We start from the raw sequence: 24,109 nt of genomic DNA on the forward strand, positions 1-24,109 counted from the left end.
AAACTGGGGGAATGATGGCCCAACCGAGCACACGCGGCCTGCCGCAATCGATCGATGAAACACTGGAGCTGCTGACTGAGGGTGGCTATGTGGCTGACCGTTCACTTGCCACGGTGCTCTATCTCAGCCTGACGATGCAGCGGCCGCTGTTTCTGGAAGGCGAGGCGGGTGTGGGCAAGACCGAGATCGCCAAGGTACTGGCCAACCGGCTCGGCCGCAAACTCATCCGGCTGCAATGTTATGAAGGGCTCGATGTCTCTTCTGCCGTCTATGAGTGGAACTACGCCGCCCAGATGATTGAGATCCGCATGGCCGAAGCGGCAGGCGTTCATGACCGCGCGGAAATGGAAAGCGGTGTTTTCTCCGAAAAGTATCTTATCCGCCGCCCGGTGCTGGAGGCGCTGGAAAGCAGTGTGGATGGACCACCGATCTTTCTGATCGACGAGCTGGATCGGGCTGACGAAGCCTTCGAGGCCTATCTGCTGGAAGTGTTGTCCGACTTTCAGGTGAGTGTGCCGGAACTGGGCACGATCAAGGCTGCCGAACCGCCGATTGTCGTCATCACCACCAACCGCACACGCGAGATTCACGACGCGCTGAAACGGCGCTGCCTCTATCACTGGGTCGATTATCCCGACGCGCAGCGCGAGCTCGACATCTTGGCCAAGAAGGTGCCGAACGCCAATGCGACGCTGGCAAAACAAATCGTGGTGTTCGTGCAGAAACTGCGCGAGCTCGATCTCTTCAAGGCGCCTGGTGTTGCCGAAACCATCGACTGGGCCACGGCGCTGACGGCACTTGGCAAGGAGGCGCTGGACGCCGAAAGCGTATCTGACACGATGGGCGTTCTCCTGAAATACCAGGACGACATTGCGCGCATGGAAGAGGGCGAGGGCGTGCAGGTTCTGGAAGAGGTGAGGGTCGGCTGAATGGCCGCCGCCCCGGTAACGCAGAAATCGGCTTCGGTTGAGCCGGAGGGCGCGCGGCTGGCAAACCGCATTGTCGGCTTTGCCCGCATGCTGCGCCGCGCCGGCCTCAGGATCGGGCCTGCGGCGGTGATGGATGCGGTGCGCGCGGTGCTTTCGGTCGGCATCGAGAAGCGCGAGGATTTTTACTGGACCCTGCATTCGACCATGATTTCGCGGCGCGAGGACCATGCGGTGTTCGACGCGGTGTTCCGCCTTTACTGGGTGCGGCGCGAGGATCGTGACGACGCGGACGATGGCGAGGACGGCGAGGAGGCGGAAGTGCTGCGCGAGAAGAAGCGCGCCGGCGACCGCCGTGCCGAAGATGCGCTCGATGAGGAACGGCGCGGGATCATCCAGAAACGCCCGGAATTCGAGCTCGATGCGCGCCTTTCCTTCACGGCAATGGAGGTGCTGCGTGGCAAGGATTTTGCGCAGATGTCGGCGGCTGAACTGGCCGAGGCGCGCCTTGCCATGCGTGATCTCACATTGCCGTTCGACAAGATCGCGACGCGCCGCTTCAGACCGGATCCCCATGGTGTGCGGATCGATCCCCATGCCATGCTGCGGTCGAGCCTGCGCACGGGCGGTGACCTGATCCTGCCAAGATTCCGTTCACCACGCGAGATCGCGCCGCCGCTGGTGGCGTTGGTCGATATTTCGGGCTCGATGAGCCAGTATTCGCGCATTTTCCTGCATTTTCTCCACGCGCTGACGGAGAAGCGTCGGCGCGTTCACAGTTTCACCTTCGGCACGCGGCTGACCAACATCACGCGTGCGCTCAGCCGTCGCGATCCCGATGAGGCGATGGACGAGGCTTCAGGAACCGTGCGCGACTGGTCGGGCGGCACGCGGATCGGCACGGTGCTGGGCGATTTCAACCGGCTGTGGTCGCGCCGGGTTCTGGGGCAGGGCGCCATCGTGCTTTTGATCACCGACGGGCTGGAGCGCGACCATATCGAGGTTCTGTCACGCGAGATGGAGCGGCTTTCGAAATCATGCCGGCGACTGATCTGGCTGAACCCGTTGCTGGGTTTCAAGGGGTTCGAGCCGCGCGCACGCGGCATGCGCGCCATGCTGCCGCATGTGGACGAACTGCGGCCCGTCCACTCGCTCGATGCGCTGGACGATCTGGTGGCCGCGCTGACGGCACCGGCGAGCGGCGGGGACTTGGCACGGCAGTTTCAGCGTGCCCATATGAAAGGCGGGAGAAACGCCAATGTCTGATCTTGTGCATAAGGACCATGCGCGCGATCCGCTGATGATCGCGGAGGAATGGATGAAGGCCGGCCGCGATGTGGCGATTGCCACCGTGGTCGAGACCTGGGGATCTGCACCCCGGCCTGTGGGGAGCCATCTGGTGATCGACACGGACGGCAATTTCGAAGGATCCGTGTCGGGTGGCTGTGTCGAGGGCGCGGTGGTGGCCGAGGCCGCTGACGTGCTCGCTGAGGGCAAGCCGCGCATGCTGGAATTCGGTGTGGCCGACGAGACCGCCTGGGAGGTGGGGCTCTCCTGCGGCGGGCGCATCCGGGTTTATGTGGAGAGGCTTGGCTAGTGGATCCGCATTCGCTCAAAAAACTGAACGCGCTGCGGCGCGACCGCAAGGCTGCGATCCTGCTGACGGATCTGGGCGACGGACGCGACCGTGTGATCGGCGAGGGCGACACGGTGGCAGGAGTTCTGGGGGAGGCCGTGGCGCGTGCCTTTCGCTCCGGAAAATCCGGTGTGGCGGAGGTCGACGGGCGGCAATTTTTCCTCAACGTGCATCTGCCCGCACCGCGTCTCGTGGTGATCGGGGCGGTGCATATCAGCCAGGCGCTGGCGCCGATGGCGAAGATCGCCGGCTTCGATCTGACAATCATCGACCCGCGCACCGCCTTCGCCTCGCCGGAGCGGTTTCCCGACGTGGCGCTTCACGCCGAATGGCCGGATGAAGCGCTGGCGCGCCAGCCGCTCGATGCCTATACGGCGCTGGCAGCCCTGACCCATGATCCGAAGATCGACGACCCTGCCTTGAAGGCAGCTTTTGACGCTGAGTGTTTTTACATCGGGGCGCTGGGCAGCCGGAAGACCCATGCCAAGCGCGTGGAGAGGCTGAAGGATGCCGGCGTGGCAGGGCAGGCGCTGGAGCGGATCGATGCACCCATAGGGCTCGATATCGGCGCAGCGACGCCGGCAGAGATCGCCGTGGCGGTGCTTGGCTCGGTGATCCGGGCGCTGCGGACGCGCGGGCTCGATGGTGGGGGGCTCCCGTCGTGAAGTTCGGGCCGCTTTGCGTTGAAGATGCCGAGGGAGCGGTTCTTGCCCATGCGACGCTGGCCGGCAGCATGCGGCTGCGCAAGGCGCACCGGCTTACGGCACAAGACATTGCACTTTTGCGGGCCGAAGGTGTCTCGACCGTGATTGCGGCAAAGCTGGAGCCCGGAGATCTGGACGAGGATCAAGCGGCGGAACGGCTTGCGAAACGGCTTGCCGTCGACGGAATTGCCGCGCGGCCTCCCTCCACGGGGCGGGTGAACTTTTATGCTGAAAAGGCAGGTCTCTTCATTGTCGACAAGGAAGCTGTGGACCGGTTGAATGCCGTGGACCCGGCCGTCACGCTTGCCACGCTGCCAGATTATAGCCCGGTCGGCGAAGGGCAGATGGTGGCGACGGTGAAGATCATCCCCTTTGCTGTTGGCTCTGGCAGGGTGGATGAGGCATTGGCTGTGATCCGAGAGGACGTGTTCCGCCTGGCGCCATTCCGCGCGCATTCTGTCGGTGTGGTGCAGACCGCATTGCCCAGCCTGAAAGACAGCGTGCTCGGCAAGACTGCACGGATCACGCGTGAGCGGCTGGCGCGTTCGGGAAGCCGCGTGACGCGCGAGCTGCGACCGGCGCATGAGACCGAAGCGGTTGCGCGCGCGCTCGATGCGCTCAAGGATGAAAGCGACATGCTGCTCGTCTTTGGCGCATCGGCGGTGTGCGATGCGGATGACGTGATCCCTTCCGCCATCCGCAAGGCGGGCGGCGCGGTGGAGCGGGTCGGCATGCCGGTTGATCCCGGCAATCTTCTGGTGCTGGGCACGATTGACGGCAAGCCGGTCATCGGCGCGCCCGGCTGCGCGCGCAGCCCCAAGACAAATGGTTTTGACTGGGTGCTTGACCGGCTGATGGCGGGGCTCGCCGTTTCTTCTGCCGATATTGCCGGGATGGGCGTCGGCGGTCTGCTCGCCGAAATACCGACGCGGCCGCAGCCGCGCGAGGGAAAGCGCGACGCGGACGACCCCCTGGTTTGGGGTGTTTTGCTGGCGGCCGGCCAATCGCGCCGGATGGGGGAGCGCAACAAGCTTCTCGCCAAATTTGACGATGTGCCGCTGGTGCGGCGGACGGGAGCGGCATTGGCCAAGGCGCGTGTGGGCGCAGCCGTGGCCGTGCTTGGGCATGACGCGGAGCCTGTGCAGGCAGCGCTTCAAGGTCTCGGACTGGGCTTTGCGATCAACCATGCCTATGCGGACGGGCTTTCCACTTCTCTGAAGGCCGGAATTGCGGCGCTCCCGGAAGAGGCTTCTGGTGCGCTGATCATGCTGGCGGACATGCCGCAGGTTGGTTGCGACGATCTCAACAGGCTCGTGGATGCCTTTGTGAAGGCGGGCGGCAATTCCGTGGTTCGGGCAACCCACAATGGCAAACGCGGCAATCCCGTGATCCTTCCGCGCGTGCTCTTTGCCGAAGTGGCGCGGCTTGAAGGTGATACGGGCGCAAGGCATGTGGTGGAGCAGGGGCTGGTCCCGGTGTTCGATGTGGAGATCGGCGGTGCGGCGCATCTCGACGTGGACACGCCGGAGGCGCTCGAAAAGGCGGGCGGGACGTTCGATCGATGAGTTTTCTTTTCAGGCCAAGGTTCTGGTTTCCTGTTCTTTTCCTGTTTGTTTCGGTAGCGTCGGTGAAGGCGCTTGAACTTGCTTCGCACAAGGACCGGCTTTTCGCCTATCCCGCGGTTCTGTCATCCAGCGATGGCGGCGCCTACCGCGTTGTCGATTATCAGGAGATGCGCGACATCAATGCTCGCGATGCCGTGCCGGAACGGCGGGTGGAGGGGCGATACATTTCCACAGGCGTGCGCAGTGCGCAGCAGGAACTCGCAATGAAGACGGAGGCGGGCACGCTGCGTTTCTTTGCCGTGGGCAAGACCCGCGGGGCGAGCGCGATCGTGATCTACCTGCACGGGCAGGGCGGCAATCGCCGGCAGGGTGTGAACGATTTCACCTTCGGTGGCAATTTCAACCGCATCAAGAACCTGATGGTGAGGAGCGGCGGGCTTTATCTGTCGCCTGATGTTGCGGATTTCGAGACGCGTGGGAAACAACAGATCGCGGCGCTGATTTCTCATTATGCGGCGGCTTCGCCGGGCGCGCCCGTGTTTGTCGCCTGCGGTTCGATGGGGGGCGTGCAGTGCTGGTGGCTCGCGGAAGATGAAACGATGGTGGATCGGCTTGGCGGGCTGCTGCTGCTCGGCTCCCTGTGGCATGAGGCGTTTCTCAAGAGCCCGGCTTTTGCAGCCCGCGTGCCGGTGTTCTTCGGTCACGGCAGCAATGACCGCGTGTTTCCGGTGGAGCGGCAGGAGGCGTTCTTTCGCAAGATCCGCGCTTCGGCAAAGGGTTATCCTGCCCGCTTCGTGCGGTTTGAGACCGGCACCCATGGCACGCCGATCCGCATGACCGATTGGCGCGAGACGCTGAACTGGATGCTTGCTCAGCAATGACGCGACGTGTCAGGGGCCTGTATGATAGTCGAGAATGGTGATGGGATCCTGTTCGCCGTCATAGGACGCATCGACATCATAGCGCACGAGCGTGAAGGTGCCCTCGCGGAAGATCCAGGTGCCTGACGAGAAGGCGTCGCCGACACCGCGCCATTTGTTGTAACTGGTGAGCGTCAGCGTATCGGCATCATAAGACGAGTTCACAAGCGTGTTGTCGGCAGTATAACCGATCGTCCGGATGTCCTCCACTTTCCCCTCGGGATCATCATCTTGATACTGTACGCTCGTTTCGGGCGCGGCAAATTGCAGAGGGGTGAGCGCACCGGCCTCATCGGCCAGAATATAAGCGTGAATCTCATTATACGCGCCACTACCGCAATAGAATCGGAAGAGCTTGGCCTCGTGTTTCGGTGTGTCGAGGCTTTCGTGCGAGTAGTTGAAGGCGATCGTGTAGCTTTCCACCTGATCGTCGCGTTTCTGTTCGAATGCCTGGGGGCAGCTGGCGCCATAAACAGACTTGAAGAGTGCCGTTGCGCTGGCCAACATGGCGTCGGTTTCATCCGGAGCGCCATCACCGCAGCTGGGCGGCAGAACGCTGGCGAGTTCGCCGGTAGCGGGTTTCATTTCCGCCTTTTCGATATGAAGCGGATTGTAAGGTGTTCCCTGGATCAACGGGTTGGACAGGCGCAGCGTATAGCAACCCGCAAAAACCCGTTCGTCGCCACCGCTTGCCTGCGCACGGATCGCCACGGGCAGTGAATAGACAATGCTGCCGGCAGCGCCCTCGGAGGTGGCTGTTCCCGTTGCAAGCTCGACATGTTCAGTGTCGGCATAGCCTTGTTGATAGGCTTCGAGCGTATCGGCCGGCGGCGTTGCGAAATAGTCGTAGGCGCGGGCGTATTCCTTGCGGTTGACGGCGTTGTAAAGGGATTTCAACAAGGTTTGCGGCGTCGAGCGGTCGTCCAGATAGGGTTCGTCCTGTGCAAGGACGGATGTTTGCAACGCAGCAAGGAATGCGATGGCGGCGAAAGCGGGTTTCATCAGGGCCTCCTCGGCTCGAAACGGCCTGCAGGGTAACGCGGGAAACATCGATTCGCACCGATATTAGCGTTTGAACATTGCTCAGATTGTGATCGCCTGTAGCGGCGCGTCGTGCATTTTGGTGTTGTTTCAAATAGAATGAAACAGAGGGGCATTTCTTAACCGCCCCTCGCTATGGGTGCGTTCGGTGCGGATTGGATGATGGGAGCTCTCGCACCGGCGGGAGATGCGACATGGCCATCGGGAGAGGCCGCGATTTTGCGGCATTGCTTGATGAACTGATCAGCGAGGATGATGAGCATGCGGGCGGCGTGCCTGCGAGCCTCAATTCACTCGACTATCTTTCCGTGGCCGAAGAGCTCCATTCCGGACGCATCAACTTTACCGACCGGCTCGCGCAGGTCGAGTATGACGAGCACCGGATGGCGGAGCCGGTCGAGCCAAGGAGCAAGGCTGCTAGCAAGGCTGCCGAAGCGCCTCCGTCACCGCCGTTGACCACTGACCCAGACGATATCGCCCGTGAACTCGGTCTGAGCCAGGCCATCGAGCCCAAACTCCTTGATCGGTTGCGGCGGGAATTCGCCTTTCGCAATCACCCCGACCGTGTGCCTGCTCACCTGCGGGCGAATGCCATGATGCGCATGCAGGTGGCGAATATGCTGATTGATGAAGCCAAACGCGGCAAATTCAAGCCGCGCGGGGCTGGTGAAGCCAGGGCATGAGGCGCTCGCGCCGCAACCAGCGCCCATAAAGCAGGACTGAAACGATGGCGAGGCCGCTTACGAGGCCGATCCAGATGCCGGGCCCGTCCATGCCGAGGACAAAGGCAAGGACCACGCTCGACGTCATGCCAAGCCCCCAATAGCCCAGAAGCGAGTAGATCATCGGCACTTTCGTGTCGTGCAGCCCGCGCAGCATGCCAGCGGCGAGCGCCTGTGCTCCGTCAAAAATCTGGAACAGACCCGCAAAGGCCAGGAAGGTGACGGCAAGGGCGATGACCTCTGCATTCTCGGGCAAATCGAGGTCGAGGAACGCGCCGATAAGCGGTTTTGGAAGCGTGACCATGATAACGGCCATCAACGCCATGAAGCCAACTCCCATGACGAACGCGGTCCAGCCGGCGCGGGTGATCGCATCGCGGTTCTGCGCACCGAACGCCCGGCCAACGCGAACGGTTGCCGCCTGCGCAAGGCCCATGGGCACCATGAATGTGATGGAGGAAATCTGGATCGCAATGGCGTGGGCGGCCAATGCGGGCGCACTGATGAGGCCCATCAGAAGAGCGGCGGCATTGAAGATCGTGACCTCGAACGTCATCGCTCCCGCAATTGGCAGGCCGAGGCGGATCAGTTCGAAGAAGCGCGGCCAGTCGGAACGCCAGAAGCGACCAAAAAGCTGGTAGCGGCGGAACTGGCGTTCGATGGAAACGACCAGCGCGAGACCGAGAAACATCAAAAGACTTGAAAGCGTGGTGGCGATGCCGGATCCGGGCACGCCAAGTGCCGGAAAACCGAGATTGCCGAACATCAAACACCAGTTGGCCAGCACGTTGAAGGCGACCATGATGAACATGATGGTAAGCGCCCATCCGGGTCGCTCCAGCGCCGAAATGAACGAGCGCAGCACGATATAGCCGAAAAACGGCAAAGCCGCCCATTGAAGCGCACGCACATAGCTGCCAGCCACTGCAGCGAGGTCTGGCTCCTGTCCCATCCACAGAAGCACCCGCTCGGACTGCCAGAGCAGGAGCCAAATCGGGACGGAGACCGCGATTGCAAGCCAAAGCCCCTGCCGGACCGTGCGCCGCACGTCTCGCACCGAATGAAGCTTGCGTCCAAGCGCGCTCGCCATCATGGGGGAGGTGGCCAACAGCAGACCAAGACCGAAGATCAACGGCGCGAAATAGAGATTGTACCCGAGTGTCCCGGCTGCCAGGGCATCCGGGCCCAAACGCCCCATCATCATGACGTCGGTCGTTGTCATGGCGATCTGCGCCAGATTGGTGAGCACCATCGGCCAAGAAAGCGCCAGCATCGCCCGCGCTTCGGCGGTCCACGGATTGGCCGGCGCGCGGACGCCGGGAGCGATGGCCGTCATGTTGTCTACCCCTTGTGGCGGGCGGAGCATTCAACGCCTGCCGGAATCATGCGCGGAAGGAGGATGCCTTCGGCGAAGAATTGCTTTTAACGTTGCCAGCCAGACAGGCAAGCTGGTTTCGTTTGGTCCAGTCGCCGTTAATTGCGCCCGCGGCGGGACCTGCGCGCTCCGGTCGTTGCGCCGCTTTCGGATGCAGCCTTGTTGCGCAAGGGGCCGACGCGCGCCACGATCTCTTCGATGCCCGGACGGTTGCCGGGCTCCTTGTGACGGTCCAGCGCAGCACGCATCGCCGCCAGATGTTCGAAGGAGGTGCCGCAGCAGCCGCCAATGATCTTCGCGCCGCCATCGACGGCAAGCCGCACATATTCGGCCATGAGTTCCGGCGTTCCGGAATAGTGGACCTCGGTGCCGCGAAACTCCGGAATGCCGCAATTGCCCTTGACGACCACCGTGGCATCCGGTCGCGCTTCTGTCATGTCCAGCAAAGAGGCCAGGATGTCGGGCGCGCCGACGCCGCAATTGGCACCGACGGCGAGAGGTGCCTGGGGCAGGTCGTCGACAACGGTGTGAATGTCTTTTGGTGCAAGGCCCATCATGGTGCGGCCGGCCGTGTCGAAGGAACCGGTATAGGTGTAGGGAAGGCCAACCCGGATCGCCGCCTCGGCTGCCGCGCGGATCTCGTCGGGCGCGGACATGGTTTCGATCCATGCCACTTCCGCGCCGCCTGCCTTGAGTCCTTCCATCTGTTCGGCGAAGGCGTCCACCGCCTCCTCATAGGTGAGCGCGCCGAGCGGCACGAGAAGCTCGCCCGTGGGGCCGACGGAGCCCGCCACGATGACGCGACGTCCTGCCTTTTGGGCGATGCGGCAGGCAATTTCAGCCGCCTTGCGGTTCAATTCGTGGACCCGGTCCTGTGCGTTGTGCAGCTTGAGCCGGTGGCGTGTACCGCCAAAGGAATTGGTGAGGATGATGTCGGCGCCGGCATCGACAAAGCCCTGGTGCAGGGCCTCGATCTTTTCGGGCGCATCCTCGTTCCAGAGTTCCGGCGCTTCGCCCGATTCGAGCCCCATGGCAAAGAGATTGGTGCCGGTTGCCCCATCGGCAAGGAGCACGCCGCGTTCTGCAAGCAGAGCATCGATGGGATTTGCGAGAGACGGGGTCTGCATGGGTGCGCCTTCCATTTGGCGAGGCTTCGATGTGGGGTGAGGATATAAAGAAATCTTTATATCCGTCAATCCGCCTTTCTCATCCAAGCCGAAGGCTTTTGACGAAATCGGCTGCCTCATGTGCGTTGATCTCGGCGTCGCGGATCAGCCCGTCGAAATGCCGGGTGAGGCGCTGGAGGGAGCCGGTGGAGCTGATCACCAGATACATGCCGCCCATATAGAGGGCCGCGCGGTAGGGGCCGAAGATCGTGTAGGGCGCGGAATAGCGGCGGCGGCCATCGAACAGGAAAAGGCGAAAGGTGGGGTAGAGATCGTCAACCAGGCGCGCCATGTGGATGACCTGTTCTGCCCGAACCTGTTCGGGCAGGGTGCGCCACACACCTTCGCCCTTGGCGAAAAGCTCCAGGGTCTGCCGGGGCATGCAGACCTCCATGTCGGTTTCGGGCCGGCGGTTGTAGTCCACACGATACCGGGCCTCGCTGATCTGCGTGTCGCGGCGCTGGGGCATGGCCTCGGCTTCATAGTGGATGACAGCCTCGGTGCGCAGAAGATCGGGAATGCCCGAGGGCACGTAACGGATTTTTGTGCCGACTGCCTCGGCATGCCATCTGGCAAGCATCGTGTCGTCGAACCCGCCCTGAGCCTCGGCGATCTCAAGGCTTTCGCGCAGGTCGCCGGTGATGCCCTCGTCCTGGCTGAGCCCGAGCAGCCAGTCGAGCGACACCTTGTGTTCTGCGGCGATATTGATGAGCGTTTCGGCGCGCGGAAGGCGGGTGGACGCGCCGGAGAGCAGCTGAGAGAGAGCGGAGCGATCTATGCCAACGGCTGCGGCGAAGGCCGACTGGTTGAGGCCGGAGCGCTGGAGCAGGATTTTCAGGCGATCACGGAAGGTGCCTGAGAGATCGCGCTTGTCGATCATGAGCTTTTCCATAACGCCTCTCAACGAATGATGACTTTAGTAAACAAATGCGACGATAAGTGTGCAATGTCAACGGATTGTGCGCTTTCTCGCATTGCGTGTAATCGGTGCTCCTGACACACTATTGTCAGGATAAATGACGCGCTGCCGTGGCGGCCCGACGGGCTTGGGGTGTGGCGCAGAACCGGAAAACCGATGCATAAAACGACCAGACGCCGGGGCACACGCTCTGCGGCGGTGGAATGGCCAACGCTCGCCCTGATTTTCGCCTGCTACGGAGCCTGGGCGATTGCGGGTCTCGTGCTCTGGCCTCACTGGCCGCTCGCAGCGCTCGTCCTCCTCACATTGACGATCGCGCTGCAGAGTTCGCTCATGCATGAATGCCTGCACGGGCATCCGACACGCTCGGCGGTCATCAATGAAGCGCTGGTGTTCCTGCCCATCGGCCTTGTCTATCCTTACCGCCGGTTCAAGGCGCTGCATCTGCGCCATCACGCGGATGAACGGCTGACCGATCCTTTCGAGGATCCGGAGAGCCATTACAGGGCGCTCTGGCAATATGAGGAGATGCCCGTCTGGGTGCAGCGCCTCCTGACAATCAACAACACCATGCTGGGCCGGTTCGTGCTTGGGCCGGTGATCATGAATGCGGGCTTTCTGGTTTCGGAATGGAGGCTGATCGGAGAGAATGCGCCCGGTGTGCGCAAAGCCTGGCTGCTGCACGGGGCGGGGCTTATCATTGTTCTGCCTGTCATCGGCTATGGGTTCGACATGGCGCTGTGGCTTTATGGTCTGGTGCCGGCCTGGCTTGGACAATCGCTGATTTCCGTGCGTACCTTTGCCGAGCATCAGTGGTCGGAACGGCCGGACGGGCGCACCATCATCGTGGAGCGCTCGCCGCTGTCGCTGCTTTTCCTGAACAACAATCTGCATCTCGTTCATCACAAGATGCCGCGTGTGCCATGGTATCGGCTTCCCGCGCTTTACCGGGAAAGGCGGGGGGAATGGCTCGCCATGAATGGCGGCTACAGCTATTCCAGTTACTGGGCGCTTCTGAAGGACTTTGCCTTTCGGGCCAAGGAGCCGGTGCCGCATCCTGTCTTGCGGCGCATGCCTGAGGCTGCGCGCGGCTTTCGCCCGCGGGCGCATGGGCGCAGGGTTGGCGGGCAGGGGACCGTGCCCGTGCCGGCAAGGCCGGTGAAGGAGTGAGCGCTTGCGTCTGGCGCGCTCCGTATCGGATAAGAGCGCATGAGTGACTGGATTGCAGCCCTTCCAATGTATGACTGGCTGGAGTGCCGGGATGAGACCGATGCGCAATGGCGCCGGCTGCGCGATGCGCTGCGCGGGCGTGGTGTCAACGCGCCCGAGGCGCTTTCGCGTGGCGACGAATTGCAGGCGCTGTGGCGGAACCCGCGTCTGCTTCTCGCCCAGACATGCTGGGGACCGATGGAGGCGGGACTGGCCCGGCATGTGCGTGTGGTCGGGCAGCCGGACTATTCAGCCTATGAGGGTGGGGCGGGCCCGCATTATTCAAGCGTCATCGTGATGCGCAAGGGCATGGCTGGCCGTGATGTAGCTGCGCCCGGGGATGGAGGGGCGCTCCTGCCGCTTGATGGGATGCGGGGAATGCGCCTTGCCTATAATGAAACGCTCTCGCGCTCGGGCTTTCTCGCCTTGATTCAGGATCTGAGAGAGGCGGGAGAAACGATTGAAATGTTTTCGGAAAAGCGAGAGACCGGGGGGCACCGCGCTTCGCTGGAGGCCGTGCGGGACGGGCGCGCGGATGTGTGCGCCGTGGATTGCCGAAGTTGGGCACTGGCGCAGCGTTTCGTGCCTGGTTTAGATGGGCTGCGTATCGCCGGGTGGACGGCGCGGCGGCTGGGGCTTCCCTATGTCACGAGCCTTGAAACGGACGCGAAAACACTTGCGTCGCTGCGGTCAGTGCTTCTTGCCTAGCTGCGCATGCGTTCGCCTTCGGGATCGAAGGGCGGCGTGACATTGATGCGTGCGGGACAGCGGCGGCCCAGGATCTCGATCTCGAAGAGACCGGTGGTCTCGTCGTCGGAAAGAGCTGCGGGCACATAGCCCTGCGCCATGGATTTGTCGACCGAGTGGGCGTATCCGCCGGAGGTCACCCAGCCGACAACGCGCCACGCGCCATCGACCATGCTGCTGCCGGGCTTGGAGATCTCCATGCCGGTTTCATCGAAGCGGGGCGCACCATAGCCATGGGGTGGCTCGACGGTGCCGAAATCCTGATCGCCGACCTTTGCCCAGATGGGCTCGTCGCCCATCACATCGGCGTCTTCAGCCTCGACGATGAAGGAGACGCGGCGCAGCCGCGGCCCCTCCTGCTTCTCCCGCATGGCGGCCTCGCGCCCAATGAAATCTCCCTTGTCCATTTTGACGAAACGCTCCATGGCGCCTTCGAAAGGGCCGTAGATCGGGCGCAACTCACGAAACCAGGTCGGGAAATTCTTCTCAAGCCGCATGGAGAGCAGGGCGCGCATGCCGAAATCGACAATGCCGAATTCGGCGCCCGCCTCCTTCAGCGCCGTATAAACGAGGCGCTGGTAGGCCGGCGGCATCCAGATTTCATAGCCGAGATCGCCCGTATAGGTGAGGCGGTTGACCAGGCAGGGCGCGCCGGCGACGGCGATTTCGCGGAAGTCCATGAAGCGAAAGGCATCTTTGGAAATATCGATGTCGACCAGTTTTTCGAGAACGGCGCGGGATTTGGGGCCGGCGAGCGACAGGCCGACAAGGGTCTGATCGAAGCGGTGGAGATGCACCGTTTCGTCGCGCGGCAGGTGCTTTTCGAACCAGCGCATGTGGTAGATTTGCGCGGCGGACGAGCCCCAGACCATGAAGCGGTCGGCGCCGTCTTTTGGACCACGATTGGCGATGGTGAAGTCGCCGATAAGCTTGCCGAACTCGTTGAGCATGGGAGAGAGGACGATGCGGCCGGGCTTTGGCAGGTGGTTGGTCATCAAATGGTCGAGATAGGCCCGCGCACCAGTGCCGGAAATCTCATACTTTGCAAAATTGGCGATCTCGGTGATGCCCACGCGCTCGCGAACGGCGCGCACCTCATTGCCCACAGGCGCAAAATCATTCGAGCGGTGGAAGGAGACCACATCCTTCGGCTTGGTGCCTTGCGGGGCAAACCAGAGGGGTGTTTCCAGACCCCAGGAATCGCCCATGACTGCATTGTTGTCGCGCACCATGATGTCGTAGAGCGGCGTTGTCTGCGCCGGGCGGGCTGCCGGCAGTTCTTCATTGGGGAAACGGATGGAGAAGCGGCGGGAATAGTTTTCCCGCACCTTGGCATTTGTGTAGCGCAGGCTTGCCCATTCGCCGAAACGGGCGACATCCATGCCCCAGACATCGAAGCCGGGGTCGCCATCGACCATCCAGTTGGCAAGGGCAAGCCCGACACCTCCACCCTGGCTGAACCCGGCCATGACGGCGCAGGCAACCCAGTAATTGGTGAGACCCTGAACCGGGCCGACAAGCGGGTTGCCATCGGGCGCGAAAGTGAAGGGGCCATTGATCACCTGCTTGATGCCGGCGTTCTCCAGCGCCGGAAAATGGCGGAAGCCCACTTCAAGAGAAGGTGCGATGCGGTCGATGTCCGGCTCCAGAAGCTCATGGCCGAAATCCCACGGGGTTTCGCGCGGCGACCACGGCTTCGCCGCCTTCTCATAGGTGCCAAGCAGAATGCCGTTACGCTCCTGGCGCGTGTAGATCTCGCCCTTGAAATCGATGACGCCAATCATCTCGCGGCCCGTTTCGCGGTTGAAAGCCTCCACTTCCGGCATGGGTTCGGTAAGAAGATACATGTGCTCCATGGCCAGAAGCGGCAGCTCGAGGCCCGCCATTCGGCCCACCTCGCGCGCCCAAAGGCCGCCGCAATTGACCACGTGCTCTGCTTCGACCGTGCCTTGCTCTGTGGCGATTTTCCATGTGCCATCAGAGGTTTGCCAGAGTTCCGTGACTCGGTTTCTGAGCACGATCTCGGCACCGAGTTTCCGCGCGGCTTTCGCATAGGCGTGGGTGGTGCCGGAGGGGTCGAGGTGACCCTCGACCGGATCCCACATGGCGCCAACGAAATGGCGCTCATCCATGAGGGGGAACATGGATTTGGCTTCCGACGGTGTGATCAGCTCGGTCTCCATGCCGAGATACCGACCCTTGGCGTGGGCAAGGCGCAGAAAATCCATGCGCTCGGGGCTGTCGGCCAGCATGACGCCGCCCGTGAGGTGGAGACCGCAGGACTGGCCGGACAGCTCTTCGATTTCCCGGTAAAGCTGGACCGTATAGGCTTGGAGCTTCGCAACATTGGGATCGCCATTGAGCGTGTGAAAACCGCCGGCGGCATGCCAGGAAGAGCCGGAGGTGAGCTCGGATCGTTCGATCAGCATGATGTCGCGCCAGCCCGCGCGGGCGAGGTGGTAGAGCACCGAACATCCGACCACGCCACCACCGATCACGACTGCTTTTGCATGCGATTTCATAGGCTTGTACCTGTTTCTGGAATCGAAACCAGAGCATTCCCGCTTTTCCTGGAATCGCTCTAGAAATCCGTGGGTGCGCCGCCCTCGCGGATACGGCGCTCGACGAATTCGTTCAGTTCGTCGCGAATGGCGTCATCCATTGGGGGTGGTTCGTACATGGCAAGCCGCTCCTTCCACAGGCGATTGGCATGATCGATGGCAGTGGGAGAGCCGGCCTGAGCCCAGGTCTCGTAGTTGCGCCAGTCGGAAATGATCGGGGAATAGAAGGCGGTCTTGTAACGGGCCTGTGTGTGCGGGGAGCCGAAGAAATGTCCACCGGGCCCGACCTCGCGGATGGCATCGACACCGAGTGCATCTTCGGAAAGATCAAGCGGCTGTAGAAGCTCGGCCACCATCTGCAGAAGATCGATGTCGAGCATCATCTTTTCGTAGGAACAGCACAGCCCGCCTTCGAGCCAGCCGGCGGCATGTTTGACCATGTTCGCGCCGCCCTGAATGACGCCCCAGAGCGAAAAAGTGCTTTCGTAGGCGGCCTGCGCATCGACCGTGTTGGCGGCGCAGACATTGGAGCTGCGATAGGGGATGCCATAGCGCCTTGCGAGTTGCCCGCCGAGCAACTGGGCTTTCATGTATTCAGGCGTGCCGAAGGCAGGCGCGCCGGAGCGCATATCGACATTTGAGGTAAAACCACCATAGCCGACGGGTGCCCCTTTGCGAACCATCTGGGAAAAGGCAATTGCGGCAAGAGCCTCGGCATTCTGCTCGACCACGGCACCGGCGATGGTGACCGGGGCCATCGCGCCGGCCAGCGTGAAAGGTGTGATGATAACGGCCTGACCGTGGCGGCTCATCTGGATGATGCCTTCCATCATCGGTATGTCGAGCCTGAGTGGCGAATTGGTGTTGATGATGGTGAAGCAGGAAACCTCGTTGGCAAATTGCTCGGGGCTGACACCACGAACGATCCGGGCAATCTCCAAACCGTCGAGGTTGCGTTCACGTCCAAGCGAATAGATGTGGAACGCCTTGTCGGTGAGGGTGGCGATGTCGCGCAGGCATTCCAGATGACGGATAGAGGGGTGGATGTCGATGGGCTCGACCGGATAGCCACCCTGACACTGGATGATGTTGTGCATCTGCGAGAGTTTGATGAAGTTCCGGAAATCCTCCTGATTGCCCGGTCTGCGGCCGCGGTCGAGATCGGAGCAATTGGGTGCCGATGCCATCTGCGCGAGAATGAGGCTGTTACCGCCCATACGCAGATTGTGCGCCGGGTTGCGTGCGTGAACCTCGAATTCGGATGGGCAATGAGCGATGTAGTCGAGGATCAGCGCGGGATCGAAATGAACGCGCTGGGTATCGGCGCGCACATCGGCGCCATGGGCTTTCATAATTGCGCGCGCTTCATCATGAAGCACCTCGACGCCGATTTCGCTCAACACCCGCAATGAGGCCAAATGTATCGCTTCAAGTTGATCTTCGGAAACGATGCGCGTTGGCTCGAAGGGATTGACGAGGCGTCGGAAGGGAGGCTGTTCGAAATGTGACGTGCTGGCGCGCTTGGCGGCGCGCCCGCCGCGCCTCGAGCGGGCCGGGCCGGGATCAGCGGTTGCGAGGTCCTGCGTCATGGGCATCCTTCGTGACTGCTGCGTATTCTTGATGATGGAGCCAAGAGAGGCGGGACAAGGCAGGGCTGGCGACCTGTAGCGTCAGAGATGCGACATATTCGCCGCTGAACGGCCGGGGTGGCCGGGGGTAATCCTGCTTGAACAGCGCAGTCGTGTGCGGCTAGAGTCGCTTCATGAAACATCGCGCAACCCACGATCACGGCATCTTGCCGGCGCCCAAGCCGTCGTCGCGTACACGGCACGCGGAGTTGCTTCGGCTTTGCGCGCGCATCGGATATTCTCCCCCGGCTTCTGTTTGAACGCGGCTCCGGCATTGCCGGAAGATTTCAAGCAGAAGAGGCCAAACTCATGACCTATCGGAATTTTTCGCTGAAGCAGCTTCAGGCAATGGATGCTGCGCACCATCTGCATCCATTCACCGACCACAAGGATTTGCGGGCTTCCGGCTCACGCATCATCACCCGTGCCGACGGGCCCTTCGTCTATGACACGGAGGGCAATGAAATCCTCGACGGGATGGCCGGCCTGTGGTGCGTGAACATTGGCTACGGGCGCAACGAGCTGGCCGAAGTGGCCTATGAACAGATGAAGGAGTTGCCCTATTACAATTCCTTCTTTCGCTGCTCGACGCCTTCACCGGTGCTGCTTTCGCAGAAGCTGGCGGAGATCGCGCCGGAGAACATCAATCAGGTCTTTTACGGATCGTCCGGCTCGGAAGCCAATGACACGGCGCTGCGGCTGGTGCGGCATTATTGGGCGCTTGAGGGCCGGCCGGAAAAGAACCGGATCATCTCGCGCAACTGGGCTTATCACGGCTCCACCGTTGCGGCGACATCGCTTGGCGGTATGGGCGCCATGCACGGGCAGCTCTATGGCGCCGTGCCGAACATCGACCACGTGATGCCGCCTTATGCGTTTGAGCTGAGGGAAGCGGGCGAGAGCGACCATGATTTCGGATTGCGCGCAGCCAGGGCAGTTGAGGATGCAATTCTTGCGGCCGGACCGGAGACTGTCGCAGCCTTCATCGGTGAGCCGGTGATGGGAGCAGGTGGGGTGAAGATTCCGCCGGAAAGCTATTGGCCGGAGATAGACCGCATCTGCAAGAAATACGATGTGCTTCTGATGCTGGACGAGGTGATCACCGGCTATGGCCGCACAGGCGAGTGGTTTGCAGCCAATCGGCTGGGATTGAGGCCGGACACGATTACGACGGCCAAGGCGCTCACTTCCGGCTATCAGCCGTTGTCAGCGCTCCTGGTCGGTGATCGCATTGCCGAAACGCTGGTCGGAAAAGGCGGCGAGTTCTTCCATGGCTACACCTATTCGGGCCATCCTGTGGCCTGCGCGGTGGCGCTCAAGAATCTGGAAATCATCGAGCAGGAAGGCTTGGTGGAGCGCGTGCGCAACGACACCGGCCCTTATCTGGCCGAGGCATTGCAGGCCCGCATCGGGGGGCATGGCATTGTTGGCGAGGTGCGTTCCTTCGGGCTCATGGCAGCGATTGAAATCGTGTCGGACAAGGAAGCCCGCAAACGCTTCCCTGATGAAGGGGCGGCCGCTGCATGCGTGCGCGACCACGCCATTGCCGGCGGCATGATGATGCGGGCCGTGGGGGACACGATGATCCTGTCACCGCCGCTGATCTGGACGCGCGAAACCATCGACATGGCCTGCGAGCGTATTTCTGCGGCGTTGGACAAGGCCGAAACCGAGCTTCGCAAGGGTTGACGATCCAGCAAAGAAAAACCGCGTGTCTTCGGGCGGGAAGAGACGCGGTTTTACAGCACTCGAATACTTCTCTTCGCCAATACGCAACACTGCGAAGAGTTCCCGTACCGGTACGCGAGACCTGATCCGGCGTCGGGGAGGCTTCAAAGCCGCCTCGACGTCATTTCTAGCTGCTCATGGTTACCGGGAAGTTAGCGCGAAGTATAAAATCACTTTTTTTTGCCGGCGTTCTATATTTTCAGCTTTGCTTGCCTCGCAGGAAATTGATGATGCCGGAAAAATCGGTGCTGTCGTGTCCCATGGCGTTGAAGAGCGTGTAGAGCTGCGTGGCCTCCGCGCCGAGCGGTGTGGCAGCGCCGGCGCTCTGGGCGGCCTCCTGCGCCAGTTTCAGATCCTTGAGCATCAAGGCTGCCGCAAAACCTGGCTTATAATCGCGGTTTGCCGGGGATGCGGGCACCGGACCGGGCACGGGGCAATAGCTTGTCAGCGACCAGCACTGGCCCGAGGATGTTGAGGCCACGTCAAACAACGCCTGATGGGAAAGACCTAGCTTTTCGGCCAATACGAAAGCTTCGCCGACGGCAATCATCGAAATGCCGAGGATCATGTTGTTGCAGATTTTCGCGGCCTGACCGGCACCCCCTTCGCCGCAATGAACGACGCGACCCGCCATCGGTTCGAGAATCGGGCTCGCCTTGGCAAAGGCATCAGCCGAACCGCCGGCCATGAAGGTGAGGGTGCCTGCTTCCGCTCCGCCCACACCGCCGGAGACCGGAGCGTCGATGGAAAGGAGCCCGTGCTCGGAGGCAATGCCATGGGCCTTGCGGGCCGAGTCCACATCGATGGTGGAGGAATCGATGAAGAGCGCACCCTTGCGGACCTTCGCAGCGATGTCTGCATAAACGGACAGCACGTGCTTTCCGGCGGGCAGCATGGTGATGACGACGTCTGCATCCTTCACTGCCGCGGCTGCACTGGCCATGACCGTGACACCGTTTTTTGCTGCGATCTCGAGGTTTTCCGTGACGAGGTCGAAACCCAGCACCGTGTGCCCCGTCTTGACGAGATTGGCGGCCATGGGGTTGCCCATATTGCCGAGACCGATGAATGCGATGCTTGCCATAAATTTCCTCCCGGGGGTGGCGATGCGGTTTCGGCGGCGGGATCAGCTCCGACCGACCAGATGCCGTGCGATAATGAGGCGCATGATCTCGTTCGTGCCTTCGAGAATCTGGTGAACGCGCAGGTCACGCACCAATTTTTCGATGCCGTATTCATGCAGATAGCCGTAACCACCATGAAGCTGCAGCGCGTCATTGGCGATGTCGAAGCAGGTATCGGTGACGAAGCGCTTGGCCATGGCCGACCATTTCGAGGCGTCCGAAGCCTTGGCGTCCAGCTTGGAGGCAGCGGTGTAGAGCATCATGCGTGAGGCTTGCAGGTGGGTTTCCATGTCGGCCAGTTTGAACTGGAGCGCCTGAAACCGGTTGATAGCCTGGCCGAACGCCTGGCGTTCGTTCGTGTAGGCGAGGGCCTTGTCGAGCGCGGATTGCGCGCCACCCAGCGAGCAGGCGGCGATGTTGAGACGTCCGCCGTCAAGCCCGGCCATGGCAATGCTGAAGCCGGCGCCTTCACTGGACAGAAGGTTTTCGGCAGGAACCTTGCAATCCTCGAAGATCACCTGTCGGGTCGGCTGCATGTGCCAGCCCATCTTGAACTCGGCCGGGCCAAAGGAAAGGCCGGGCGCATCTTTCGGGACGACGACCGTGGACACGCCCTTGGGACCGTCTTCGCCGGTGCGCACCATGGCGACATAAATGTCATTTTCGCCAGCACCCGAAATGAACTGCTTGGTGCCGTTCAGCACGTAGTCGCCGCCCGCTTTGACGGCTCTTGTCTTGAGCGCCGCCGCATCGGAGCCGGAACCGGGTTCAGTCAGGCAATAGCTGGCAAGCCATTCCATGGAGGTCAGCTTTGGCAGGAAGCGCTGGCGCTGTTCCTCGTTGCCGAATGTGTCGATCATCCATCCGGCCATGTTGTGGATGGAGATAAAGGAGGAAAAGCCCGGACAGGCCGCGGCAAGAGCTTCAAAAATCAGCACCGCGTCAAGCCGGCCGAGCGCTGAGCCACCGACATCGTCACGCACATAGATGCCGCCGAAACCCAGCGGCCCTGTCTCGCGCACCACATCGGCGGGAAAATGCTTTTCACGGTCCCAGTCGAGCGCATGGGGTGCGACACGATCAGCGGCGAAGCTCTGGGTCATTTCCTGGATGGCGCGCTGGTCTGCGTTGAGCTCGAACTGCTCCGCAGCCTGTGAAACGCTGGCGTCCATAACGTCCTCCCGAAATGGAATTCCTTCCCTGATCGAGCACTTTAGTGCATTGAGGGAACCGCGCAATGCGAGGTGTGGCACAGGCGCTGTGCATCAAACGCGGTGAGGAAGAAGACGGGGTGACCATGGCGCGCGCCATCATGTTGCAGGGCACGGGTTCGGATGTGGGCAAGTCTGTTCTGGTGGCCGGGCTTTGCCGGATGGCCAAGCGGCGCGGCCTCAACGTTCTTCCGTTCAAGCCGCAGAACATGTCGAACAATGCGGCCATCGCAGCCATTCCAGGATCCAGTGAAATGGGCGAAATCGGGCGCGCGCAATGGCTGCAGGCACTGGCCTGCGGTGTGGCACCCACCGTGGATATGAATCCGGTTCTTATCAAGCCCGAGAGCGATACGGGCGCGCAGCTCGTGGTGCAGGGGCAATCACGTGGTTCGGCCCGGGCGCGCGATTATCAGCGCAGCAAGGGCGCGCTTATGGCGCCGGTGATGGATTCCTTCAAACGGCTGCGCCAGGATGCTGATCTGGTGATCGTCGAGGGAGCAGGATCGCCGGCCGAAATCAATCTGCGTGCACGCGATATTGCCAATATGGGTTTTGCCACAGAGGCCGACGTGCCGGTGGTTCTGGTGGGCGACATCGACAGGGGCGGCGTGATCGCGGCGCTGGCCGGCACGCATCTGATCCTCGAGGAAGCGGACCGGAGGATGATCGTCGGCTATATCGTGAACAAGTTTCGCGGTGATCTCTCGCTGTTTGATGACGGGATCGCCGCCATTCACCGCTTCACCGGCTGGCCGTCTTTCGGCGTCGTACCGTGGCTTGCAGAGGCACATCGGCTTCCGCCGGAGGATTCCGTCACACTGGCGCGGCGCTCGAGCCCGCTGCCGGCGAAGCTCAAGGTTGCGGTGCCCATGCTGTCACGCATCGCCAATTTCGACGATCTCGATCCACTCTCGGCGGAACCGGAGGTGGAAGTGGTGTTTGTGCCGCCGGGTGAGCGATTGCCGCGGGATGCCGGGCTGATCGTTCTGCCGGGGTCAAAATCGACGATTGGCGATCTCGCATTCCTGCGCAGGCAGGGCTGGGACGAGGATATTAAAGCGCACAGGCAACGCGGCGGGTATATCATTGGGCTTTGCGGCGGTTATCAAATGCTGGGCCAAAGCGTTGAGGACCCGCAAGGCTTTGAAGGCGCGGCAGGCCGTGTCGAGGGGCTCGGGCTGCTTGATGTGGAAACGATCATGCAACCACAGAAGGCCCTGCGCGAGGTCGATGCCATTTCACACGCATATCAGGTGGCAATCAACGGTTACGAAATTCACATCGGCCAAACGTTTGGCACGGACTGCAGCCGTCCGGTCGCGTTGATCGGCGACAGGGCGGAAGGTGCAACGAGCAAGGATGGACGGGTTTTGGGAACCTATCTCCATGGGCTGTTCAGCTCCGATCCATTTCGGGCCCGCTTTCTCAGAGAATTCGGGATAGAGACGGGCGGAACGAATTATCGCGAGCAGGTCGAAACGGCTCTCGATGATATCGCGCGAAAACTGGAAAACCATCTCGATTGCGATGCCTTGTTGGCAGCTGCGCGCTAAATTATTCCACGGACGGATTCTCGTGCGCCTTGGGCCAATAGGTGCCGAAACACCAGACATTGCCCTCCGGATCGGCGCAGATGAAGTCGCGGCTGCCATAATCCGTGTCACGGATGTGCTGAAGAATGACCGCGCCGGCATCCTTTGCCCTCGCAAACGCCATGTCCGCATCGTCCACCGCTACATAAGTGGATTTTCCACCCGCCTGACCGGCGGTTCCAACAAGGTCCCCGTAAGTGTCGTCGGCCGCTTCACCCACCATGATCATGGATGATCCGAGCGCCAGTTCGGCATGGACAATGCGGTCTGCGTGCTTGTGCTGACTATGAATACGGAAGCCGAACGCCCTCGTGAGCCAATCAATCATTGAGACCGCATCGCGGTAGCGAAAAGTTGGATAGATGCATGGCGGCTCAAGTGAGACGAACTGGTTCATCATGCTCTCCGGTTTGTTTGCACGAAGTAGCCTGGCACCAGCTCGCAGTTTCGTCTTGAAGAAATGTAACCGTCCGGTCAGCCTGTCCGGCGCTTCCACCCGGATGGAGTCTCGCCGGAAAAGGCCAAGAAGTCGCGGCTCATATGGGCCTGATCGGAGAACCCGCATTCCAATGCAATATCAGCCCATGAGCGCTCACCTGTAATTGCGAGTCTGCGCACGCGGTGAAAGCGCACCATGCGCGCATAGGTTTTGGGAGCGACGCCCAATTCTCGTTGAAACACGTCGTTTAGATGCTTCCGGCTGCAATCAAGCTCAGCAGCGATCATTGAAATCGGCGCCGTTCCATGGCCTGCCATGATACGAGCAACTGCCATCGAAGACTTTCGGTCGGCTGCGGGTCTTTCAAGCAGGCGCCGATAGACAAGTGCTTCAACGAGATCAAGGCGCCGATCCCAGTCGGGTTCCTCCTCCAGACGGTCGCGCAATCGGTGGGCAGACAGCCCGAGAATTTCGTCCAACGGGATCATACGGACGGCGAGTTCGCGCATGGGTACGCCGAAAAACCTGGATGCTCCGGTTGGGGTAAAGTCGACTTGAATGCAAGCGCTGTCACCGCGGGATTCGATGACGGCCGGTCCGGCAAAAAGACCGGATGTGAAGCAACTGAACCGTTCATCCTGCTTCGGCATCCTGCCCAGCGCGATTACGAAGGAGGATGAGAAGCTGATTATGAGGGGGACAGCCAGAGAGGCGGCCTCGATCTGGCGAAAATGTCCCTTCTTCATTTCGGCATAGCCTGTGAGGCCGAGCACTGCATCTGAAAACGCGGGCTGCGGACGACGGTGGTGCAGGAAAAAACTGTCCGGGTCCGGCGGGAGAAGTCCTGCCGCCGTCGTCAGACATGGGAGTCCTGAACCATCGTACATCCGAAC

21 protein-coding genes are annotated in these 24,109 nt (G+C 61.5%); 11 read left to right on the forward strand and 10 right to left on the reverse strand.

Annotated elements, in window-relative coordinates:
* Positions 1-14: 14 nt before the first annotated feature.
* From AC2CHD_RS00740 to AC2CHD_RS00765, 6 genes are read left to right on the forward strand one after another with little or no spacing between them, the layout of a single operon-like run.
* Positions 15-929 (forward strand): AAA family ATPase, encoded by a 915-nt coding sequence (locus tag AC2CHD_RS00740; protein WP_484553176.1) that lies wholly within the window; start codon positions 15-17, stop codon positions 927-929.
* A complete protein-coding gene (locus tag AC2CHD_RS00745) occupies positions 930-2,192 on the forward strand; it encodes a vWA domain-containing protein (RefSeq protein WP_484552233.1) in 1,263 nt (420 codons plus the stop codon).
* Positions 2,185-2,523, forward strand: a complete 339-nt coding sequence (locus tag AC2CHD_RS00750) for an XdhC family protein (RefSeq protein WP_484552234.1) — start codon at positions 2,185-2,187, stop codon at positions 2,521-2,523. The genes AC2CHD_RS00745 and AC2CHD_RS00750 overlap by 8 nt, the downstream gene beginning before the upstream one ends.
* Positions 2,523-3,227 (forward strand): XdhC family protein, encoded by a 705-nt coding sequence (locus tag AC2CHD_RS00755; RefSeq protein WP_484552235.1) that lies wholly within the window; start codon positions 2,523-2,525, stop codon positions 3,225-3,227. The genes AC2CHD_RS00750 and AC2CHD_RS00755 overlap by 1 nt, the downstream gene beginning before the upstream one ends.
* On the forward strand, positions 3,224-4,831 hold the full coding sequence (locus tag AC2CHD_RS00760) for an NTP transferase domain-containing protein (protein ID WP_484552236.1): 1,608 nt from the start codon (positions 3,224-3,226) through the stop codon (positions 4,829-4,831). Before AC2CHD_RS00755 ends, AC2CHD_RS00760 begins: the two co-directional genes overlap by 4 nt.
* Positions 4,828-5,712, forward strand: a complete 885-nt coding sequence (locus tag AC2CHD_RS00765; RefSeq protein WP_484552237.1) for an alpha/beta hydrolase — start codon at positions 4,828-4,830, stop codon at positions 5,710-5,712. Before AC2CHD_RS00760 ends, AC2CHD_RS00765 begins: the two co-directional genes overlap by 4 nt.
* A gap of 9 nt (positions 5,713-5,721) precedes the next feature.
* Here AC2CHD_RS00765 and AC2CHD_RS00770 read toward each other — a convergent pair whose 3' ends face one another.
* Positions 5,722-6,753 carry a DUF1176 domain-containing protein gene (locus AC2CHD_RS00770; protein WP_484552238.1) on the reverse strand — a complete coding sequence of 344 codons (1,032 nt, stop codon included), beginning with the start codon at positions 6,751-6,753 and terminating at the stop codon, positions 5,722-5,724.
* A gap of 233 nt (positions 6,754-6,986) precedes the next feature.
* On the opposite strand from AC2CHD_RS00770, the gene AC2CHD_RS00775 reads away from it, so the two are divergent.
* Entirely contained in the window at positions 6,987-7,475 is a 489-nt protein-coding gene (locus tag AC2CHD_RS00775; RefSeq protein WP_484552239.1) for a hypothetical protein, read from the forward strand.
* On the opposite strand, the gene AC2CHD_RS00780 is transcribed toward AC2CHD_RS00775, so the two are convergent.
* From AC2CHD_RS00780 to AC2CHD_RS00790, 3 genes are all read right to left on the reverse strand, one after another.
* A complete protein-coding gene (locus AC2CHD_RS00780) occupies positions 7,441-8,850 on the reverse strand; it encodes an MATE family efflux transporter (RefSeq protein ID WP_484552240.1) in 1,410 nt (469 codons plus the stop codon). The two genes, AC2CHD_RS00775 and AC2CHD_RS00780, sit on opposite strands and share 35 nt — an antisense overlap.
* A 137-nt stretch (positions 8,851-8,987) precedes the next feature.
* Positions 8,988-10,016, reverse strand: coding sequence for a betaine--homocysteine S-methyltransferase (gene bmt / locus AC2CHD_RS00785; RefSeq protein ID WP_484552241.1), 1,029 nt, complete (start codon positions 10,014-10,016; stop codon positions 8,988-8,990).
* Positions 10,017-10,095: 79 nt separating this feature from the next.
* Positions 10,096-10,935 carry a helix-turn-helix domain-containing protein gene (locus tag AC2CHD_RS00790; protein ID WP_484552242.1) on the reverse strand — a complete coding sequence of 280 codons (840 nt, stop codon included), beginning with the start codon at positions 10,933-10,935 and terminating at the stop codon, positions 10,096-10,098.
* 195 nt (positions 10,936-11,130) lie between these two features.
* Here AC2CHD_RS00790 and AC2CHD_RS00795 point away from each other — a divergent pair, with 195 nt between their 5' ends.
* Both AC2CHD_RS00795 and AC2CHD_RS00800 read left to right on the forward strand, forming a co-directional pair.
* Entirely contained in the window at positions 11,131-12,144 is a 1,014-nt protein-coding gene (locus tag AC2CHD_RS00795; RefSeq protein ID WP_484552243.1) for a fatty acid desaturase, read from the forward strand.
* Between the two features lie 39 nt (positions 12,145-12,183).
* Complete coding sequence (locus tag AC2CHD_RS00800) at positions 12,184-12,891, forward strand: phosphate/phosphite/phosphonate ABC transporter substrate-binding protein (RefSeq protein WP_484552244.1); 708 nt, start codon at positions 12,184-12,186, stop codon at positions 12,889-12,891.
* On the opposite strand, the gene AC2CHD_RS00805 is transcribed toward AC2CHD_RS00800, so the two are convergent.
* Positions 12,888-15,452: a GcvT family protein gene (locus AC2CHD_RS00805; protein WP_484552245.1), complete on the reverse strand. Its 2,565-nt coding sequence runs from the start codon at positions 15,450-15,452 to the stop codon at positions 12,888-12,890. The two genes, AC2CHD_RS00800 and AC2CHD_RS00805, sit on opposite strands and share 4 nt — an antisense overlap.
* Before the next feature lie 59 nt (positions 15,453-15,511).
* The gene (locus AC2CHD_RS00810) at positions 15,512-17,080 is read right to left on the reverse strand and encodes a trimethylamine methyltransferase family protein (protein WP_484552246.1); all 1,569 of its coding nucleotides are present in this window, start codon (positions 17,078-17,080) and stop codon (positions 15,512-15,514) included.
* A gap of 348 nt (positions 17,081-17,428) precedes the next feature.
* On the opposite strand from AC2CHD_RS00810, the gene AC2CHD_RS00815 reads away from it, so the two are divergent.
* A complete protein-coding gene (locus AC2CHD_RS00815; protein ID WP_484552247.1) occupies positions 17,429-18,808 on the forward strand; it encodes an aspartate aminotransferase family protein in 1,380 nt (459 codons plus the stop codon).
* A gap of 238 nt (positions 18,809-19,046) precedes the next feature.
* Here the strand turns inward: AC2CHD_RS00815 and mmsB are convergent, their stop codons facing one another.
* Together mmsB and AC2CHD_RS00825 are read right to left on the reverse strand one after the other, a co-directional pair.
* On the reverse strand, positions 19,047-19,931 hold the full coding sequence (gene mmsB, locus AC2CHD_RS00820; RefSeq protein WP_484552248.1) for a 3-hydroxyisobutyrate dehydrogenase: 885 nt from the start codon (positions 19,929-19,931) through the stop codon (positions 19,047-19,049).
* A 42-nt stretch (positions 19,932-19,973) separates the two neighbouring features.
* Positions 19,974-21,143 (reverse strand): isobutyryl-CoA dehydrogenase, encoded by a 1,170-nt coding sequence (locus tag AC2CHD_RS00825; RefSeq protein ID WP_229447048.1) that lies wholly within the window; start codon positions 21,141-21,143, stop codon positions 19,974-19,976.
* 125 nt (positions 21,144-21,268) lie between these two features.
* Between AC2CHD_RS00825 and AC2CHD_RS00830 the strand changes: the two genes are divergently transcribed.
* On the forward strand, positions 21,269-22,738 hold the full coding sequence (locus AC2CHD_RS00830) for a cobyric acid synthase (RefSeq protein WP_484553177.1): 1,470 nt from the start codon (positions 21,269-21,271) through the stop codon (positions 22,736-22,738).
* 1 nt (position 22,739) lies between these two features.
* Here the strand turns inward: AC2CHD_RS00830 and AC2CHD_RS00835 are convergent, their stop codons facing one another.
* On the reverse strand, positions 22,740-23,174 hold the full coding sequence (locus AC2CHD_RS00835; RefSeq protein ID WP_484553178.1) for a VOC family protein: 435 nt from the start codon (positions 23,172-23,174) through the stop codon (positions 22,740-22,742).
* A 77-nt stretch (positions 23,175-23,251) separates the two neighbouring features.
* Complete coding sequence (locus tag AC2CHD_RS00840; protein ID WP_484552249.1) at positions 23,252-24,103, reverse strand: helix-turn-helix domain-containing protein; 852 nt, start codon at positions 24,101-24,103, stop codon at positions 23,252-23,254.
* Positions 24,104-24,109: the final 6 nt, after the last annotated feature.

Source organism: Nitratireductor sp. ATLC21 (assembly GCF_057196525.1).

What these genes read in the sequence shown, in the direction of transcription:
- AC2CHD_RS00740 (WP_484553176.1), top strand. Translation starts at nt 15, where the DNA reads ATGGCCCAACCGAGCACACGCGGCCTGCCGCAATCGATCGATGAAACA.
- AC2CHD_RS00745 (WP_484552233.1), top strand. Translation starts at nt 930, where the DNA reads ATGGCCGCCGCCCCGGTAACGCAGAAATCGGCTTCGGTTGAGCCGGAG.
- AC2CHD_RS00750 (WP_484552234.1), top strand. Translation starts at nt 2,185, where the DNA reads ATGTCTGATCTTGTGCATAAGGACCATGCGCGCGATCCGCTGATGATC.
- AC2CHD_RS00765 (WP_484552237.1), top strand. Translation starts at nt 4,828, where the DNA reads ATGAGTTTTCTTTTCAGGCCAAGGTTCTGGTTTCCTGTTCTTTTCCTG.
- AC2CHD_RS00770 (WP_484552238.1), bottom strand. Translation starts at nt 6,753, where the DNA reads ATGAAACCCGCTTTCGCCGCCATCGCATTCCTTGCTGCGTTGCAAACA.
- AC2CHD_RS00775 (WP_484552239.1), top strand. Translation starts at nt 6,987, where the DNA reads ATGGCCATCGGGAGAGGCCGCGATTTTGCGGCATTGCTTGATGAACTG.
- AC2CHD_RS00780 (WP_484552240.1), bottom strand. Translation starts at nt 8,850, where the DNA reads ATGACGGCCATCGCTCCCGGCGTCCGCGCGCCGGCCAATCCGTGGACC.
- bmt (WP_484552241.1), bottom strand. Translation starts at nt 10,016, where the DNA reads ATGCAGACCCCGTCTCTCGCAAATCCCATCGATGCTCTGCTTGCAGAA.
- AC2CHD_RS00790 (WP_484552242.1), bottom strand. Translation starts at nt 10,935, where the DNA reads ATGATCGACAAGCGCGATCTCTCAGGCACCTTCCGTGATCGCCTGAAA.
- AC2CHD_RS00795 (WP_484552243.1), top strand. Translation starts at nt 11,131, where the DNA reads ATGCATAAAACGACCAGACGCCGGGGCACACGCTCTGCGGCGGTGGAA.
- AC2CHD_RS00800 (WP_484552244.1), top strand. Translation starts at nt 12,184, where the DNA reads ATGAGTGACTGGATTGCAGCCCTTCCAATGTATGACTGGCTGGAGTGC.
- AC2CHD_RS00805 (WP_484552245.1), bottom strand. Translation starts at nt 15,452, where the DNA reads ATGAAATCGCATGCAAAAGCAGTCGTGATCGGTGGTGGCGTGGTCGGA.
- AC2CHD_RS00810 (WP_484552246.1), bottom strand. Translation starts at nt 17,080, where the DNA reads ATGACGCAGGACCTCGCAACCGCTGATCCCGGCCCGGCCCGCTCGAGG.
- AC2CHD_RS00815 (WP_484552247.1), top strand. Translation starts at nt 17,429, where the DNA reads ATGACCTATCGGAATTTTTCGCTGAAGCAGCTTCAGGCAATGGATGCT.
- mmsB (WP_484552248.1), bottom strand. Translation starts at nt 19,931, where the DNA reads ATGGCAAGCATCGCATTCATCGGTCTCGGCAATATGGGCAACCCCATG.
- AC2CHD_RS00825 (WP_229447048.1), bottom strand. Translation starts at nt 21,143, where the DNA reads ATGGACGCCAGCGTTTCACAGGCTGCGGAGCAGTTCGAGCTCAACGCA.
- AC2CHD_RS00830 (WP_484553177.1), top strand. Translation starts at nt 21,269, where the DNA reads ATGGCGCGCGCCATCATGTTGCAGGGCACGGGTTCGGATGTGGGCAAG.
- AC2CHD_RS00835 (WP_484553178.1), bottom strand. Translation starts at nt 23,174, where the DNA reads ATGAACCAGTTCGTCTCACTTGAGCCGCCATGCATCTATCCAACTTTT.
- AC2CHD_RS00840 (WP_484552249.1), bottom strand. Translation starts at nt 24,103, where the DNA reads ATGTACGATGGTTCAGGACTCCCATGTCTGACGACGGCGGCAGGACTT.